This window comes from Hydrogenophaga sp. ANAO-22, from assembly GCF_042466645.1.
GTDB lineage: Bacteria > Pseudomonadota > Gammaproteobacteria > Burkholderiales > Burkholderiaceae_C > Hydrogenophaga.
The window spans coordinates 3,073,312-3,090,080 of record NZ_CP159956.1; the positions used below are offsets into that span (position 1 = coordinate 3,073,312).

The following is a 16,769-nucleotide window of genomic DNA, read 5'->3' on the forward strand; positions in this document are numbered from 1 at the left end:
GCACCAAGGCCGAACCGATCGTTGTGTCGTGCACCGCTCTATACAAACCAGTCTTCCACTAATATGACGATTACCTTTCGAATGGTGGAAGCGTTTCGTGCGGTCATGTTGACCGGCGGCGTTACCAAGGCCGCCGAGATGCTGCATGTCTCGCAGCCCTCAGTGACGAGGCTCGTGCACGATCTAGAGTCGGTGCTTGGCTGGAAACTTTTTGTGCCCGATGGCCGTCGCGTCAAACCCACCGAAGATGCGCTGGCGCTCTATCAAGAGGTTGAGTACTCCTTCGCCAGCCTCGCTCGCCTTGAAGCCGTGGGCAAGCGACTGAACGCTACAAAGTTGCGGACGCTACGGGTGGCTTGCCTGCCCGCGCTCGGGCTCACCCTGTTGCCTCTTGCTGTCCGGACACTCACGTTGGCAACGAAGGCCCACATCGAGGTACAGGTCGTGAGTTCAAAAGCCGGCCTGCAACTCGTGAAAGAGAATAGATTCGACGTGGCTCTTGGACTTGTGTCTAATGCCGGCCGCGGACTTGCCCAGATTGCTGAAGTGGCCGGCGAATGCCGTGTCATCCTGCCGCCGGGGCATCCTGATCGACGTCGAAGGTCGATGACACTGGCAGACTTGATAGATGCACCGCTTGTAACCTACAGCGAGAATACGGAAACCCGCACGCGGCTTGACGCGGCGTTCTCTCGCGAAGATCTGCAGCCCAACTATGTTGCTGAAGCTTCGAGTTCAATTTTCATTAGCAGCCTCGTAATGCAAGGTGACTACGTTGGGGTCGTAGACTCCTTCACAGCATTGAACCATGTGCGCTCTGGCGGGCACGCCGTTGCACTCAAGCCCAGCATTGACTTTTCCGTCGGAGCATTTGCCGTGGAAGGACGTGCCCGACATCCGTTGGTCGATGCGTTGCTGGACGAACTGCAGCGTGCGAATCGAGACTCGTATCGAATGAATCTGTCCTCGCGCGCAACCAAGCTCCGAGCGAAGCAGCAACCGACGTAGCCGCCTTTCGCGTATTCAAGGAGCAGGCTTTTGAAGTCGACACCAGGGCCCAAGGGCAGCCCACCAAGACCGCCTTACTGCGGCATTTTTTCAGCGAACAACCCTTTCATCACAGCGATGAAATCGCTAAGTACCTTGGATCGCTGTTGATGGCTGGGCAACACCATGGAGAAGGTATACGGCACCGTCGGTACTAGCGGGCGACAGATGATTGCCGGATCGCGCAGATAGGCTGCCGTAAACGGGTCGGCCACCGTCACGCCGAGTCCGCTGGCGACCATGCTGCAAGCGGAATGCGCGAAGGTCGTCTCTATCGACCGCGTACAACTCACGCCGGCAGAGCTCAATGCCATTTCGACTCGCATGCGCAAGGGGCTGTTGTCGTGCAATGAGATCAGGTTCTCGCCCTGCAAGTCTGTGATCTTCACTGTCTTCTTTCGCGCCAGTGCGTGACCCCGCGGGAGTACACACACGGCTGCAACGCTCGGGTGCGGGAACACATCCACGCCAGGGTACTCTGCGCCCATGAATCCGACGTAGCCGATATCAACATGATTCATGGCCGTCAGCTCAAGTACACCCAGCGAGGGGCGAACTTCGAGTGAGATGGCAACCTGCGGGTGGGCCGCGGTGAATCGGCGGATGCCCTCACTGAGGAAACCCAGTCCCAGCGCGCTGATGGAGGCGATGCGAAGTGTGCCGATACGCACGGATTTCAGGTCCTGCGCGACCCGTTCCACTTGCTCAAGGCCTTGGTAAAAGCGATCTACCTCGCGAAACAACCGCTGAGCCTCCGCGCCAGGGATGAGCCGATTGCCTTCGCGCCTGAACAACCGAATAGACAGCGCTTTCTCAAGATCCTTGATCAGACGGCTAACTGCCGGCTGGCTCACCTCCAGGAGTTCAGCGGCCATGGTCATGCTGCCAGTCACCATGACCTTGCGGAAGGCTTCGAGTTGTCGAGGGTTGATCTGCATGGGCCTAGGTGTGAAGAGTCAAGAGGTTGTTTCCTGACGAGTTGAGTCGGGACATGGGAGCGACGCCGCCAATGCCTTGATGAGGGCGGTGCCAGTTGTAGTGGTGATTCCAGTAGTCCAGCGCAGCTGTTCGCTCGCTGGAGTTCTGGCAGGTGAAGCTATAGGCCCAATCGCGCTGGGCCGACTGGATGAAGCGCTCGGCCTTGCCGTTGGTCTGCGGCCGGTAGGGGCGGGTGAACCGGTGGCGGATGCCCAGCTCCTGGCAGGCCAGTGCAAAGTCTCGTGAGCGGAATGCGGCGCCGTTGTCGGTGAGCGGGCGCTGGATGCGCACGCCCAGGCTGGCGTAGTAGGCGTGTGCGTTGCGCAGGAACTGCACCGCGTTGGGGGCCTTCTCGTCAGCGTGGATGTCGATGAAGGCGATGCGGGCGTGGTCGTCGATGGCCACGAACAGCATCTCCCCTTGGCGGGTTCGATGGCGCGGGGTGAGTGGGATGGGTGCGAGGAGGCATCCGTCAGGCCCGCCTGTCCCAGAGCCAGGCAGCGGCCCAGCCACTTGCGCGCGGCGGGCGTGCTCACGCCGTGCGCCCGGGCGGCTGCACAGGCACTCGGTCCATGCATGGTGATGTCTTGAACCATTTCGATTCGACGCGCCAGCGTAAGTCGGGGATTCTTATGGATGTTCATCTGGTTGAGTACCTTGAGGGGTCTGGGGGTGTGGCAATTCCCAGTCTCTCAAACTCAACTCAGATGAACACATACAACCTATTGGGCCTTCACAACTAGCTGCGTCGTGAGATGCCGACATCCTACCTACTCGCCTCTTCCAAGGACATAACAAAGCCTTATATGCGTCCAACCGTCCTTGGAGTTGTTTATTCAGGCCTGCCAATCGATCATCGAGCCCACAGGATCTGACCCACACGAAAGCGAATCGTGTAGTTCGATCAGCGGATTTACGACATAAATCCGTCCTCTGATGGCGCCTCTGACCTTCTACACCTTCCTGCAAGGAAGGGCATGGGTTGCGAGTGTCTTCTACGTGGATCAGACAGTTCAGTCTCAAACGCTGTCCCTGGCAGCAAGAAGTAAGCAGGATAAATTTTCATGGTTCGAATCGGTATTGATGTAGGCGGCACCTTCACGGACTTCGTGATGACTGACACGAACGCGGGCACGTTGTCATTCTTCAAGGTGCCTTCGTCGCCCGCAGACCCCTCGGTGGCGATCGCCCAAGGTACGCGCGAAATGCTCGAGCATTTCGGGGTATCGCCCGCCGAGGTGGAGTACTTCGGGCACGGCACCACGGTCGCGACGAATATGGTCATCGAGCGTCGCGGCGTACTCACCGGCCTGATCACAACAGGCGGTTTCCGTGACGTCCTTGCCATTGGGCGGCAAACCCGTCCTTCACTGTTTGACTACGGCGTTCAGAAGCCGACGCCATTGGTGCCGCGCTGGCGCCGGCTCGAGAACGAAGAGCGCCTTGACGCGAAAGGGAACGTCTTGCGCCCGCTTGACGAACGCACGTTGGAAACCCAAGTGCGCGAGTTGGTGGCAAGTGGGGTCAAATCCATTGCCGTCGTCTTTCTCCATGCCTATCGCAACCCTGAGCATGAAGACAGGGCACGCCGGATCATTGAACGGGTGGCACCTGGAATGCACGTGAGCGTTTCGTCCGAAGTGCTGCCCGAGTTTCGTGAGTTCGAGCGCACCTCGACAACGGTGCTGAATGCGTATGTTGCTCCGCGCATGCAGCATTACCTCGAACAGCTGTGCAAGCGAATCACCGAGGTGGGCGTCAACGTTGAACCGCTGACATTCCATTCCAACGGCGGATTGATGCCCGTCAAGACGGTTGAGCGCCTGCCGGTCCTGACCTGCCTGTCAGGGCCGGCGGCAGGCGTTGTGGGTTCAACTGTCATTGGCGCAACTGCGGGACTGTCAGAGATCATCACCTTCGACGTCGGTGGCACCAGTACCGACGTCTCTCTCATCACCGGCGGGCGCCCAAGCTTTACTTCGGACCGGTTGGTCGCCGGCTACCCCGTGAAGATGCCAATGGTCGACATCCATGTCGTAGGGGCCGGCGGGGGGAGCATCGCTCGGCTTGACGACATCGGGGCGTTGAAGGTCGGGCCTGACAGTGCAGGTGCAGTGCCAGGCCCTGTCGCGTTTCAGAAAGGGGGGGTGGAACCAACCCTGACCGATGCCAATATCGTGCTCGGGCGGCTCAATCCTTCGACACTGCTCGATGGTCGCATGGTGGTAGATCGGCAGGCTGCTGTCGCCGTGATCGAAGAACGCATCGCACGTCCTCTAGGTCTCTCGTTGGAGGAGGCCGCATTCGGAGTACTGCGCATTGCCACGGCCAGCATGAGTCGCGCCATCCGTGCCATCTCCACCGAGCACGGCCACGACCCGGCTGACTTTGTGCTGTTCGCTTTCGGCGGTGCAGGCCCCCTTCATGCGACGGAAGTCGCCCAGGAATGCGGTATCGCGAGCGTACTTGTTCCGCGCGAGCCTGGGACTATGTGCGCACGCGGCATTCTGCTTGCGGACATCAGCCGTGATTTCGTACGAACCCAGCTGGCTTTGCTTAATCACGAAACCTGGAGCGAGGTGGGGCGTCTGACACAAGAAATGCTCAGCGAGGGAGACGTTTGGCTCGAGCGCGAGCGTGTTCCTGTGGGACAGCGTCGATTCCACCTTGCCATCGATGCTCGCTACCGCGGCCAGACGCACGACATTCGTGTTCAGGTCGAGTCAGTGGATCATGCGGGTCAATCTGCATTCATCGAAGCGTTCCATCAGGCACACCGCGCGCAGTACGGGCACGACCATGCGGGACGACCCCTGGAAATCGTAGCCTGCCGAGTGCAAGCCATGGGGCTGGTCGCGAAGGACCCGGTCCCCAAAGTGCCGCTCCCTGTGGGAACAGGTTGTACGACGGAACGCCCCGTCTATTTCGGCCCAGAACACGGATGGGTCACAACCCCCGTCCATCACCGCAACGCGCTGGCGCCTGGCTTCGAGTTCAAGGGACCTGTGGTCATTGAGGAAATGAGTTCGACCACCGTGGTGCTACCGGGGCAACTGGCCGTGATCGATCGTTTCGGCAATATCCGCATTGATGTTTGAGGTATCCACTGTGTCCGCACATAGTCTTCACGAATCGCATGCCACCAGTGGCGCAAGCGCCTTCGATCCCATCGCGGTCGAGGTTTTTACAAACCGTCTGCTGGCCATTACCGAATCGATGGCCAGCAACATGATGCGGGCGTCGTTCTCGCCTCAGATCAAAGAGCGCCACGACTTCTCAGTGGGCATCTTCGACCACCTTGGTCGGCTGATTGCGCAAGGCACCCACATCCCGATTCACCTGGGATCTTTGCTAGGAGCGATGGAAGCTGTACGGGAGCGATATTGTTCAGCCGAAATACGTGAAGGTGACGTCTACATTTGCAACGACCCCTACGCGGCGGGGGGAACGCACCTGCCGGACATCTCAATCGTCACGCCGATCTTTCTGGACGGCGTGCTCGTGGCATTTGCCGCCAACATTGGTCACCACTCCGATATCGGAGGAGCCACACCAGGCTCAACGTCGGCCCGCGCGCGCACGATCTACGAGGAAGGGCTTCGCATTCCCATTCTGAGGGTGGCACGGTCGCACGAAGTCGACGACGACGTGATCGCACTCGTTGCGCTGAACTCTCGGCTGCCCGAAGAGCGTGCGCTTGATCTCCGTGTCCAGATCGCCACCAATAACCATGGCGCTACGACGATGCGCTCGCTCATCAACCGAATGGGTGGCGTATCCGCGTTTCACAAAGCCGTCGACGACGTACTGGCCTATACCTCGCGCCGCCTGGAACACCGGATTGCCGCACTTGCGGCAGGGCGTCATTCCTTCACAACGTGGCTCGACGACGATGGCAGCGGAGAAGGCGGTCAGGTAGCCGTGACGGCGACGGTCTTCGTTGAAGGTTCGAGGCTGGTTGTCGACATGGCCGGTACCGGCCCCGAGTCGCGAGGGGCGCTGAACGTAGCGGCAAGCGCGCTTCGCGCCACTGTCTATTACAGCGTGAAGGCAATGCTGGATCACGACCTGATGGCCAACAGTGGCTTGGCCGACGCCATCGTGATTCGAGCGCCCGAGGGATCTATCGTCAATCCGCGAGCTCCTGCCGCTTGCGGTGCCCGCACCATTACATGTCAGCGTGTGGCTGGAGCAATCTTCGGCGCTTTCCGCACGCTGCTTCCTCGCGAGCGACTGATCGCATCGGGCAACGATACCCTTCCGGCGATCTCGTTCTCCGGAACGCATCCGGTCAGCAGCCGCTTTTACCTCTGCGGTGAAACGTTGGGAGGTGGAGGGGGAGCGCGCGCAGATGCAGATGGGATGGATGCAATCCATGTGCACGTGACCAACTCAAGGAATCTCCCCACAGAGGTTCTTGAGAACGAATTTCCACTTCATGTTGATCTTTACGGCCTCGCCGTGGACTCAGGCGGCGCGGGCCAGCACCGCGGCGGACTTGGGATCGTGCGCCAAGTCCGCGCATTGCAAGACGGCACCATCGTTTCCTCCCGTTCAGACAGCCATCTGCAGGGTGCGGAAGGATTCGATGGAGGAGGCGAAGGCGGGCGTGGGCGCCTGTTGCGAAATGCGGGCCTGCCGAATGAAGAGGTCCTGGCCTCAAAGGTAACCCACCTCGTTCTCGCCAAAGGGGAAACCATTCGAATTGAAACGCCAGGCGGTGCAGGTTTTGGGCGTCCTTCACTCCGTGACGTCGAGGCTATCGCCGAAGACTTGCGTGACGAAATCCTCTCCGCAAACGCTTGTGAGCGCCTTTACGGAACTGAGCTAACAGAGCAGGCCCGCAACCTTGTCTACCCATCTTCGCTGGCTGAGACGCGATGAAGTAGTCGGTCCCGCACAAGGGACGCCGTTCACGTCACCACCATCGTCGTCGTCGCGCAGAGCGCGGGATCGCTTACTTACGACCTTTTAATTGGAGAATCCAAATGAAGCAGTTCTTCCCGTTCTTTTCCTTCCTTCTTGGGGTCATTCTGATGGGCCCATATGCCCACGCCCAGGACGGATATCCAAACAGAGTCGTCAAAATTGTCGTTCCGTTTGCGGCAGGTGGATCTACGGACTTGCTGGCACGTAGCTTGGCCGAACGACTCGGCGAAAATTGGAAGCAGGCAGTGATCATAGAGAACCGGGCAGGCGCGGCAGGCTCCATCGGCGCCGATGCGGTCGCAAAATCGAAACCCGATGGATATACCCTGCTCTTGGGCACGGTCACAACGCACGCAGTCGCTCAGACTCTCTATCCCAAACTCCCCTACAACGCCCAGCGCGATTTCGTACCGGTCACAGAAATGGTCACGATTCCGCAGTTGTTGTCGGTACATCCCTCTCTACCTGTTCATTCGGTCCAGGATCTGGTCGCCTATGCCAAGTCCAAGCCAGGGGAGCTCGCATATAACGGTAGCGTTGGCGCTACGCCTCATATGTCCATGGAGTTGTTGGCTGCGCGTGCAGGCATAAAAATGCTGCCAGTCCCCTACAAGGGGTCTGGCCCAGCAATGAACGACTTGATGGCTGGGCAGCTGCAAACCAGCTTTGACGTCATCATGACGACGCTTCCACATATGCAGGCGGGAAGGCTGCGTGTGCTGGCCGTGACGAGCGCCAAGCGAAGCCCCTTGTTACCGCAGATTCCTACCATTGCCGAATCCGGCTATCCAGGGTACGAGTCGGATGTGTGGTTTGGATTGTTCGCGCCAGCGGGAACGTCTCCCGGCATTGTCAACAAGATTGGCGCAGATGTCCGGACAGTGCTCACGGAACCGAAGATGCGTCAAAAATTAGAAGCAGCAGGTTTTTCGATAGTTGCGAGCACTCCGAACGAGTTCGCTGTTCGAGTCAAAGACGACATCCAGAAGTGGCGCAAGGTGATCGTCGATGCCAACATCAAGGTCGAGCAATGAGTTTGTTCCCTGGAGAGAACCTCTGTAGCCGAGCCAACGGGAGTCAGATCTGCTTGCTGTCCCCCGTTGATCTTCGAACTCGTTTCGTGACCGGTAGCTGAACGCCGAATGCAGGTGCTTGGCGGTTTAGATCTCTTCAATGATCACCGCCCATCGCGCCGCAAAATTCAGATGGCACGTTATGCGATGTGAATATGGGCTAGCGCAGCCCGACAGACCACTCCTCCGCAATTGGACGTAGCCGCAGCGCTAAACCTCCTAGAGGAACATCTGTCAGTTGAAGACTGGGCCGAGGTGGGGATGAGCCAGCTGAGGCGGGCAAAAGCTTTCGATCTCGGAGAAGTTGCCAGTTCGGCAAGCAGGACCGCGCAATGTTCCCCCATGCCTTGGTCGAAAATGCCAGAGCCTTGATGTCGGGCTGCTTGCGCAAAAAAGAGCGCCGTTTTTCTGAAGATGTAGGCGAGAAAGTCTGACTATTTCAGTTTCTCCAATCTGAGGAACTCGAGTTCAGTCCGACGAATTCGAGTTCCTCTCAAGATCCCAGGTCAGACGTCGATGTTGCCCGCGCGCAGTGCGTTGGTCTCGATGAAGTCGCGGCGCGGTTCCACCTCGTCGCCCATCAGCATGGTGAACACGCGGTCGGCTTCGATCGCGTCGTCGATCTGCACGCGCAGCAGGCGGCGCACGTTCGGGTCCATGGTGGTCTCCCACAGCTGCTCGGGGTTCATCTCGCCCAGGCCCTTGTAGCGCTGGCGGCTGGTGGTGCGCTCGGCTTCGCTGATGAGCCAGCGCATGGCCTGGCGGAAGTCGCCGACCTTCTCTTCCTTCTGCTTGTCGCCCTCGCCGCGCATCACCTTGGCGCCTTCGCCCAGCAGGCCACGGAAGGTGTCGGCGGCGGTGGCCAGCGCGGCGTAGTCGGCGCCGTGCACGAAGTCCTGCGTGAGCACGCTGCTCTTGATGTTGCCGTGGTGGCGGCGGCTGATGCGCAGGATGGGTTTGTCGGTGCGCACGTCGAACTCGGCCGCCACTTCGGCGGGCACGCCGGTGGTGGCCAGTTCGCGCAGCTTGGCCTGCAGCGCGACCGCGCTGACCTCGGCCTGCTCCACGCTGTCGAGGTTGAGCGCCACGCCATCGGCGATCGCGCGCAGGGCCTCGGCGTCCATGAAGTTGGACAGGCGCGCGATCACGCTCTCGGCGATCTGGTGCTTGCGCGCCAGCTCCCCCAGGGTGTCGCCGCTGAGCGTGGTCTGCGTGGCGCCGCCGGTGAACACGCTGGCGTCCTTCAAGGCGATGCGCAGCAGGAAACCGTCGAGCGCGGAAGCGTCCTTCAGGTACAGCTCTTCCTTGCCGGCCTTCACCTTGTAGAGCGGCGGCTGAGCGATGTAGATGTGGCCGCGTTCGACGAGCTCGGGCATCTGGCGGTAGAAGAAGGTCAGCAGCAGGGTGCGGATGTGCGCGCCGTCCACGTCGGCGTCGGTCATGATGATGATGCGGTGGTAGCGCAGCTTGGCAACGTTGAAGTCGTCCACGCCCGCCGTGCCGCCCGCGCCCGTGGCTTTGCCGATGCCGGTGCCCAGCGCGGTGATGAGCGTGAGAATTTCGTTGCTGGTCAGCAGCTTCTCGTAGCGCGCCTTCTCCACGTTCAGGATCTTGCCGCGCAGCGGCAGGATCGCCTGGAACTTGCGGTCGCGGCCCTGCTTGGCCGAGCCGCCGGCGGAGTCACCCTCCACGATGTAGATCTCGCACAGCGCCGGATCCTTTTCCTGGCAGTCGGCGAGCTTGCCGGGCAGGCCCATGCCGTCGAGCACGCCCTTGCGGCGTGTCATTTCGCGGGCCTTGCGTGCGGCCTCGCGGGCGCGCGCGGCTTCGACGATCTTGCCGCAGATGATCTTGGCGTCGTTCGGGCGCTCCTGCAGGTAGTCGGCCAGCAGGCGACTTACGATGTCTTCGACCGGGCCGCGCACTTCGCTGGAGACCAGTTTGTCTTTCGTCTGGCTCGAGAACTTGGGCTCGGGCACCTTGACCGACAGCACGCAGCACAGGCCTTCGCGCATGTCGTCGCCGGTAACTTCCACCTTGGCCTTCTTGGCCAGCTCGTGCTCTTCGATGTACTTGTTGATGACCCGCGTCATGGCCGCGCGCAGGCCGGTGAGGTGGGTGCCGCCGTCGCGCTGCGGGATGTTGTTGGTGAAGCAAAGCACCTGCTCGTTGTAGCCGCTGTTCCACTGCATCGCGACTTCCACGCCGATGTTGGTGCCCTGGTCGCTCTGGCGGTCGCCCATGGCGTGGAACACGTTGGGGTGCAGGACGGTCTTGCCCTTGTTGATGAAGTCGACGAAGCCCTTGACGCCGCCGGCGCCGGAGAAGTCGTCTTCCTTGCCGCTGCGCTCGTCCTTCAGGCGGATGCGCACGCCGTTGTTGAGGAAGGAGAGTTCGCGCAGGCGCTTGGACAGGATCTCGTAGTGGAAGTCGGCGTTCTCGCGGAAGATCTCGTAGTCGGGCAGGAAGTGCACCTCGGTGCCGCGCTTCTCGGTGGCACCGGTGACGCGCATGGGCGAGATCTCCACGCCGGTGGGCGTGGTCTCGATCACGCGGTTCTGCACGAAGCCGCGCGCGAACTCGAGCAGGTGCACATGGCCTTCGCGGCGCACGGTGAGGCGCAGCCACTGCGAGAGCGCGTTCACGCAGCTCACGCCCACGCCGTGCAGGCCGCCCGAGACCTTGTAGCTGTTCTGGTTGAACTTGCCGCCGGCGTGCAGTTCGGTCAGCGCAATCTCGGACGCCGAACGCTTGGGCTCGTGCTTGTCGTCCATCTTCACGCCAGTGGGGATGCCGCGGCCGTTGTCCACCACGCTGATGGAGTTGTCGGTGTGGATGGTCACCACGATGTCGTCGCAGTGGCCGGCCAGGGCTTCGTCGATGGAGTTGTCGACCACCTCGAACACCAGGTGGTGCAGGCCGGTTCCGTCGGACGTGTCGCCGATGTACATGCCTGGGCGCTTGCGCACGGCTTCCAGGCCTTCCAGGATCTGGATCGAGCCTTCGCCATAGCCCTCGCTGGCACCGGCCTGGTGGGCGTCGATGGTGGGCTGGAAATTGGAGCTTTCGGCTTGCGCCTCACCGGTGTTGACGGATTCGGCGGGCTTGTTGGCGTCGGACATGGTGGAATTTCTCGATCTCAGTAAACGCCAAACCCGCGGTGTTCGCGGGTTTGGAATGCGGGAGCAACCAGGGGGTTGGACCTCAGATGCGCATCGGCATGACAACGTATTTGAAGGCGTTGTCGTCGGGGTTGGTGACCAGCGCGGAGCTGTTGCCGTCGGACAGTTCGATGCGGACCATCTCCTGCGACATGTTCTGCAGCGCGTCGATCAGGTAGGTCACGTTGAAGCCGATCTCGATGGTGTCGCCACCGTAGTCGATGTCGAGTTCGTCCACGGCCTCTTCCTGTTCGGCGTTGCTCGAGGCCACGCGCAGCACGCCGGGCTCGACGTTCAGGCGCACGCCCTTGAACTTCTCGCTGGTCATGATGGCGGTGCGCTGCAGGCTGGCCAGCAGGGGCGCGCGGCCCAGGGTGACGATGTTCTTGTGGTTCTTGGGGATCACGCGGTTGTAGTCGGGGAACTTGCCCTCGACCAGCTTGGTGACGAACTCCATGCCGTCGAAGCTGAACTTGGCCTGGTTGGCCGCGAACTGCATCTCGATCGCGCCTTCCTTGTCGGACAGCAGGCGCTGCAGTTCGAGCACGGTCTTGCGCGGCAGGATGACTTCCTGCTTGGGCACTTCCACGTCCAGCGTGCTGGAGGCGAAGGCCAGGCGGTGGCCGTCGGTGGCGACCAGGCTGAGCTGCTTGCCTTCGGCCACGAACAGGATGCCGTTGAGGTAGTAGCGGATGTCGTGCACCGCCATCGCGAACGAGACCTGGCTCAGCAGGCTCTTGAGCGTCTTCTGCGGCACCGAGAACACGGGGCCGAAGCTGGCCGATTCCTGCACCAGCGGGAAATCTTCGGCGGGCATGCTCTGCAGCGTGAAGCGGCTCTTGCCGCCCTTGAGGATCAGCTTGCCGGCGTTGGACTCCAGGCTCACGGTCTGGTCGCCCGGCATGGTGCGCAGGATGTCGATCAGCTTGCGCGCGCCCAGCGTGGTGGCGAAGTTGCCGCTGTCGCCGTCGAGTTCGGCGGTGGTGCGGATCTGGATTTCCAGGTCGCTGGTGGTCAATTGCACCTGCGAGCCGGTCTTGCGAAGCAGGACGTTGGCCAGGATCGGCAGGGTGTGGCGGCGTTCCACGATGCCCGCGACCGATTGCAGCGCGGCCAAAACCTTGTCCTGGGTCGATTTCAAAACGATCATGTCAGACTCTTTCTTCTCTGGTTGCTTGTCGGCCGGTTCCTGCCTCCCGGTTGGCCCTTTTCATTGTTTGGGCCAAATCCTCGCTATTTTCGCCTTTTTGTGAGCGGCTTCCGCAAAACGGCCCCCGGGTCTTCCCGCTCATCCCTTGAGCGTCTGTTCCAGCACGTGCAACTGCTGGTTCAGCTCGGTGTTCTGCTGGCGTTCGGCCGCGATCTTGCGCACCGCGTGCAGCACGGTCGTGTGGTCGCGCCCGCCGAACAGCTCGCCGATTTCGGGCAGGCTCTTCTGGGTCAGTTCCTTGGCGATGAACATGGCGATCTGGCGCGGCCGCGCAATGCTGGCCGGGCGCTTCTTGCTGTACATGTCGGCGACCTTGATCTTGTAGAAATCCGCCACCGTCTTCTGGATGTTCTCCACGCTGATCTGCCGGTTCTGGATCGACAGCAGGTCCTTGAGCGCGTCGCGCGCGAGCTGGATCGAGATTTCCTTCTGGTTGAAGCGCGAATAGGCCAGGATCTTGCGCAGCGCGCCTTCGAGCTCGCGCACGTTGGAGCGCACGTTCTTGGCCACGAAGAAAGCCACTTCCTCGGGCATGACGGCGTTCTCCACCGCCGCCTTGTTGATCAGGATGGCCACGCGCATCTCCAGCTCGGGCGGCTCGATGGCCACCGTGAGGCCCGAGTCGAAGCGCGAGACCAGCCGTTCGTGGATGTCGGCCAGGCCCTTGGGGTAGGTGTCGCTGGTCAGCACGATGTGGCTCTTCTTGGCCAGCAGCGCCTCGAAGGCGTTGAAGAACTCCTCCTGGGTGCGCTCCTTGTTGGCGAAGAACTGCACATCGTCGATCAGCAGCAGATCGAGCGAGTGGTAGCGTTCCTTGAACTCATCGAAAGTCTTGCGCTGATAGGACTTGACCACATCGGAGACGAACTGCTCGGCGTGGATGTACAGAACTTTGGCCTGTGGACGGTCGGCCAGCAGGTGGTTGCCGATGGCATGCACCAGATGGGTCTTGCCCAAGCCGACGCCGCCGTAGATGAACAGCGGGTTGTACAGCTGGCCCAGGCTGCCGGCCACGTGCATGGCCGCGGCGCGCGCCATGCGGTTGGCCGAGCCCTCGACCAGGGTGGAAAACGCGAGCGCCGGGTTCAGCCGGGTCTTGGGGCCGCTGGGCGCGGCGACCTCGGCCGGCGCCAGGTCGGGCAGCTCGGACAGCACTTGATCTTGCACCGTGCGCGGCGCCGGCGACGTTCGGCTGGGCGTTTCGCGCGGAGCAAGCACCAACTCCAGCGTCACCGGGACCCCCTGGAGAGTCTCCAGCAGGGCCGAAATGCGGGACGCGTACTGGGCCCGGATCCAGTCCATCTTGAACCGGTTGGCCACGGCCACGACCACCTTGGAACCGTCGGGCGCGACGGTGGCGGTCAGGGGCCGGATCCAGGTGTTGAACTGTTGTTCGGGGATCTCTTGCGCGAGCCGGTCCAGGCAGGTGGACCAGAGCGAGAGGGCGTCCGGCCGGGGAGCGGTCAGGGACGCATCAGGGGGAATGCCCTCGATCATGCTGGGAGCGGTGAAGCCGTTGTGGTTGTGGACAAATGTCTCGGGGCAATCCGACGATTGTAGTGTGCGCCGCGACTTATCCACAAGGCAGGGAAATCACCGTTGGCAGGGGGTGGGCAGTCGGTGGCCAAGCCCGGTCGCTTGAAGTGATGCGGCGGCTCCCACCGCCAAGTGCTTGCCGGACATCGGGTTTATTTGCGATAATTGCGGGTTTCCCCGATTTCTACAGAGCACCATGAAACGCACTTACCAGCCCTCCAAGATCCGCCGCGCCCGCACCCACGGCTTCCTCGTCCGCATGAAAACCCGCGGGGGCCGTGCCGTGATCAACGCCCGCCGCGCCAAGGGCCGCAAGCGCCTGGCCGTCTGAGGCTGCGCGTGTTCTGCCGGCGCCGACTCGCCCGGCTCCCTCACCGCGTGACCCGGACGGTTCAGCGGTGACCCAGCGGCTGCGGTCCCGGCAACAGTTCCAGGCCGTCATGGCGGGCGCCCCCGTGGCCAAGACCCCTCACTTTGCCCTGCACCGCGCCGCGCTTTCCAGCGCGCACGAGGGCAGGGCCTTGTTTCCCGTGGCCGACGCCTGGGTAGGGGTGCTGCTGCCCAAACGCTGGGCCAAGCGCGCCGTCACGCGCAATGCGATCCGCCGCCAGATCTACGAAGTCGCCCGCCACCGGGCCGCGAGCCTGCCCCAGGCGGCGCTCGTGGTGCGCCTGCGCAGCGAGTTCAGCCGCCAGCAGTTCGTCAGCGCCACCTCCGACGCGCTCAAGCGCGCGGTGCGCGCCGAGCTGGAGCAGCTGCTCGCGCCGCCGCGTTCCGCGCCACGCGCGGCGCCGCCTGCGGAGATCCGACATGCTGTCTGACTGGCCGCGCCAGGGCCTGCTGGGCCTGGTCAAGGGATACCGTCTGCTGCTCAGCCCGTGGCTCGGCAGCGGTTGTCGTTTCGAACCTTCCTGCTCGCTCTACGCCATCGGTGCGCTGGAGCGCCATGGTGCCCTGGGCGGCACCTACCTCACGCTGCGGCGCCTGGTCCGCTGCCACCCGTGGTGCGACGGTGGCCATGACCCGGTGCCCGCCTCCCTGCCCACGCTGTTCTCCAGCCTGATTTCACCTTCCTGCGAAAAGAAGAACCCGTCATGAATGACATCCGTCGGTCCATCCTGTGGGTGGTTTTTGGTCTGTCGATGGTCCTCATCTGGGACAAGTGGCAGATTCACAATGGCCACAAGCCCACCTTCTTTCCCGGCGCCGCGCCGGCCGTGACCGCGCCCGCCGCGTCCACCAGCCAGCCGGCCGGCGGCAGCGGCAGCGGCAGCAACGCCGGCGTGCCGACGGCGGCGCAGAGCGGTGCGACACCGGTCGGCGAAACCCCGGCCGCAGCGCCCGGCGCCGTGGCCCAGCGCCACGAAGTCACCACCGATCTGTTCAAGCTGGTGTTCAACAGCGAAGGCGGTTCGCTGATCGGCGCCGAGTTGCTCAAGCACGCCGAGGCCACCGGCCAGAGCAAGGACAAGACCGAGCGCCCGTTCACGCTGCTGGCCCAGGGTGGCGAGCACATCTACGTGGCCCAGACAGGCCTGATCGGTGGCAACTTCCCCACCCACAAGACGCCGATGGCGCTGGTGGGCAACCCCACCACCCTGGCCGACGGCCAGAACGAGTTGCAGGTGCGCTTTGAATCGGCCGAGGTCGGTGGTGTGAAGCTGGTCAAGACCTACACCTTCACGCGCGGCCGCTACGACATCGGCGTGCAGCACGAGGTGCAGAACGTGGGCAGCCAGGCGGTCACGCCCCAGCTCTACCTGCAGCTGGTGCGCGACGGCAGCAAGCTCAGCAGCGAAACCCCCTTCTACTCGACCTTCACCGGGCCGGCGGTCTACACCGCGGAAAAGAAGTACCAGAAGATCGAGTTCGCCAACATCGAGAAGAACAAGGCCGAGTTCGTCAAGTCGGCGAGCGACGGCTATGTGGCGATGGTGCAGCATTACTTCGCCTCGGCCTGGCTGCTGGGCGATGGCGTCGCGCGCGAGAACTTCGCGCGCAAGATCGACAACAACCTGTTCGCTGTGGGCAGCATCACCGCGCTGACCGCCATCGAACCGGGCCGGAGCCAGAGCCAGCAGTCGCGCCTGTTCCTGGGCCCCCAGGAAGAGAAAGTGCTCGAGACCATCGCCCCCGGCCTGGAACTCGTGAAGGACTATGGCTGGCTCACCATCCTGGCCAAGCCGCTGTACTGGCTGCTGGAGAAGATCCACGGCTACGTGGCGAACTGGGGCTGGTCCATCGTGCTGCTGGTGGTGCTGATCAAGGCCGCGTTCTACTGGCTCAACGCCAGCGCGTACCGCAGCATGGCCAAGATGAAGAAGATCAATCCCCGCATCATGGAAATGCGCGAGCGCCTCAAGGGCAACCCGCAGCAGATGCAGCAGGAGATGATGAAGATCTACCGCGAGGAAAAGGTCAACCCGCTGGGTGGCTGCTTCCCCATCCTGATCCAGATCCCCGTGTTCATCGCGCTCTACTGGGTGCTGCTGTCCAGCGTGGAAATGCGCAACGCGCCCTGGGTGGGCTGGATCACCGACCTGTCCTCGCCCGACCCGTACTTCATCCTGCCCCTGGTGATGGCCGTGACCACGCTGATCCAGACCGCGCTCAACCCGCTGCCGCCGGACCCGCTGCAGGCCAAGCTGATGTGGCTGATGCCGCTGATGTTCTCGGTCATGTTCTTCTTCTTCCCGTCCGGCTTGGTGCTGTACTGGATCACGAACAACGTGCTGACCATCGCGCAACAGGCCGTGATCAACAAGAGCATGGGCGTGCCGCTGAAATTCAGCATGCCGAATTTCAAGGCGTGACCCCCCTGCGCCGCTGACCGGG

Annotated in this window: 12 protein-coding genes and 1 pseudogene; 8 read left to right on the forward strand and 5 right to left on the reverse strand. The window is 62.1% G+C overall.

The window, feature by feature from the left end; genetic code table 11:
- The first annotated feature begins 63 nt into the window (after positions 1 to 63).
- Entirely contained in the window at positions 64 to 1,008 is a 945-nt protein-coding gene (locus ABSY19_RS14870) for a LysR substrate-binding domain-containing protein (protein WP_382152735.1), read from the forward strand.
- 74 nt (positions 1,009 to 1,082) lie between these two features.
- On the opposite strand, the gene ABSY19_RS14875 is transcribed toward ABSY19_RS14870, so the two are convergent.
- Both ABSY19_RS14875 and ABSY19_RS14880 read right to left on the reverse strand, forming a co-directional pair.
- On the reverse strand, positions 1,083 to 1,985 hold the full coding sequence (locus ABSY19_RS14875) for a LysR substrate-binding domain-containing protein (RefSeq protein ID WP_382152738.1): 903 nt from the start codon (positions 1,983 to 1,985) through the stop codon (positions 1,083 to 1,085).
- Between the two features lie 4 nt (positions 1,986 to 1,989).
- A pseudogene (locus tag ABSY19_RS14880) lies at positions 1,990 to 2,669 on the reverse strand (integrase core domain-containing protein).
- 420 nt (positions 2,670 to 3,089) lie between these two features.
- Here ABSY19_RS14880 and ABSY19_RS14885 point away from each other — a divergent pair.
- From ABSY19_RS14885 to ABSY19_RS14895, 3 genes are all read left to right on the forward strand, one after another.
- Complete coding sequence (locus tag ABSY19_RS14885) at positions 3,090 to 5,123, forward strand: hydantoinase/oxoprolinase family protein (protein WP_382152741.1); 2,034 nt, start codon at positions 3,090 to 3,092, stop codon at positions 5,121 to 5,123.
- Complete coding sequence (locus ABSY19_RS14890) at positions 5,116 to 6,909, forward strand: hydantoinase B/oxoprolinase family protein (protein ID WP_382152744.1); 1,794 nt, start codon at positions 5,116 to 5,118, stop codon at positions 6,907 to 6,909. Before ABSY19_RS14885 ends, ABSY19_RS14890 begins: the two co-directional genes overlap by 8 nt.
- 104 nt (positions 6,910 to 7,013) lie before the next feature.
- Complete coding sequence (locus ABSY19_RS14895) at positions 7,014 to 7,988, forward strand: Bug family tripartite tricarboxylate transporter substrate binding protein (RefSeq protein ID WP_382152752.1); 975 nt, start codon at positions 7,014 to 7,016, stop codon at positions 7,986 to 7,988.
- 545 nt (positions 7,989 to 8,533) lie between these two features.
- Here ABSY19_RS14895 and gyrB read toward each other — a convergent pair.
- The 3 genes from gyrB to dnaA form a co-directional block, all read right to left on the reverse strand.
- Positions 8,534 to 11,149, reverse strand: a complete 2,616-nt coding sequence (gene gyrB, locus ABSY19_RS14900; RefSeq protein ID WP_382152754.1) for a DNA topoisomerase (ATP-hydrolyzing) subunit B — start codon at positions 11,147 to 11,149, stop codon at positions 8,534 to 8,536.
- A gap of 82 nt (positions 11,150 to 11,231) precedes the next feature.
- Positions 11,232 to 12,338: a DNA polymerase III subunit beta gene (gene dnaN / locus ABSY19_RS14905; RefSeq protein WP_297401592.1), complete on the reverse strand. Its 1,107-nt coding sequence runs from the start codon at positions 12,336 to 12,338 to the stop codon at positions 11,232 to 11,234.
- 138 nt (positions 12,339 to 12,476) lie between these two features.
- Entirely contained in the window at positions 12,477 to 13,895 is a 1,419-nt protein-coding gene (dnaA, locus tag ABSY19_RS14910; RefSeq protein ID WP_382152757.1) for a chromosomal replication initiator protein DnaA, read from the reverse strand.
- A 235-nt stretch (positions 13,896 to 14,130) separates the two neighbouring features.
- Here dnaA and rpmH point away from each other — a divergent pair, with 235 nt between their 5' ends.
- From rpmH to yidC, 4 genes are all read left to right on the forward strand, one after another.
- Positions 14,131 to 14,265, forward strand: coding sequence for a 50S ribosomal protein L34 (gene rpmH, locus ABSY19_RS14915; protein WP_006299042.1), 135 nt, complete (start codon positions 14,131 to 14,133; stop codon positions 14,263 to 14,265).
- 109 nt (positions 14,266 to 14,374) lie between these two features.
- Positions 14,375 to 14,755: a ribonuclease P protein component gene (locus ABSY19_RS14920; protein ID WP_382163813.1), complete on the forward strand. Its 381-nt coding sequence runs from the start codon at positions 14,375 to 14,377 to the stop codon at positions 14,753 to 14,755.
- Positions 14,745 to 15,032 (forward strand): membrane protein insertion efficiency factor YidD, encoded by a 288-nt coding sequence (gene yidD / locus ABSY19_RS14925; protein ID WP_291115232.1) that lies wholly within the window; start codon positions 14,745 to 14,747, stop codon positions 15,030 to 15,032. The genes ABSY19_RS14920 and yidD overlap by 11 nt, the downstream gene beginning before the upstream one ends.
- Entirely contained in the window at positions 15,029 to 16,747 is a 1,719-nt protein-coding gene (gene yidC / locus ABSY19_RS14930; RefSeq protein ID WP_382152759.1) for a membrane protein insertase YidC, read from the forward strand. Before yidD ends, yidC begins: the two co-directional genes overlap by 4 nt.
- Positions 16,748 to 16,769: the final 22 nt, after the last annotated feature.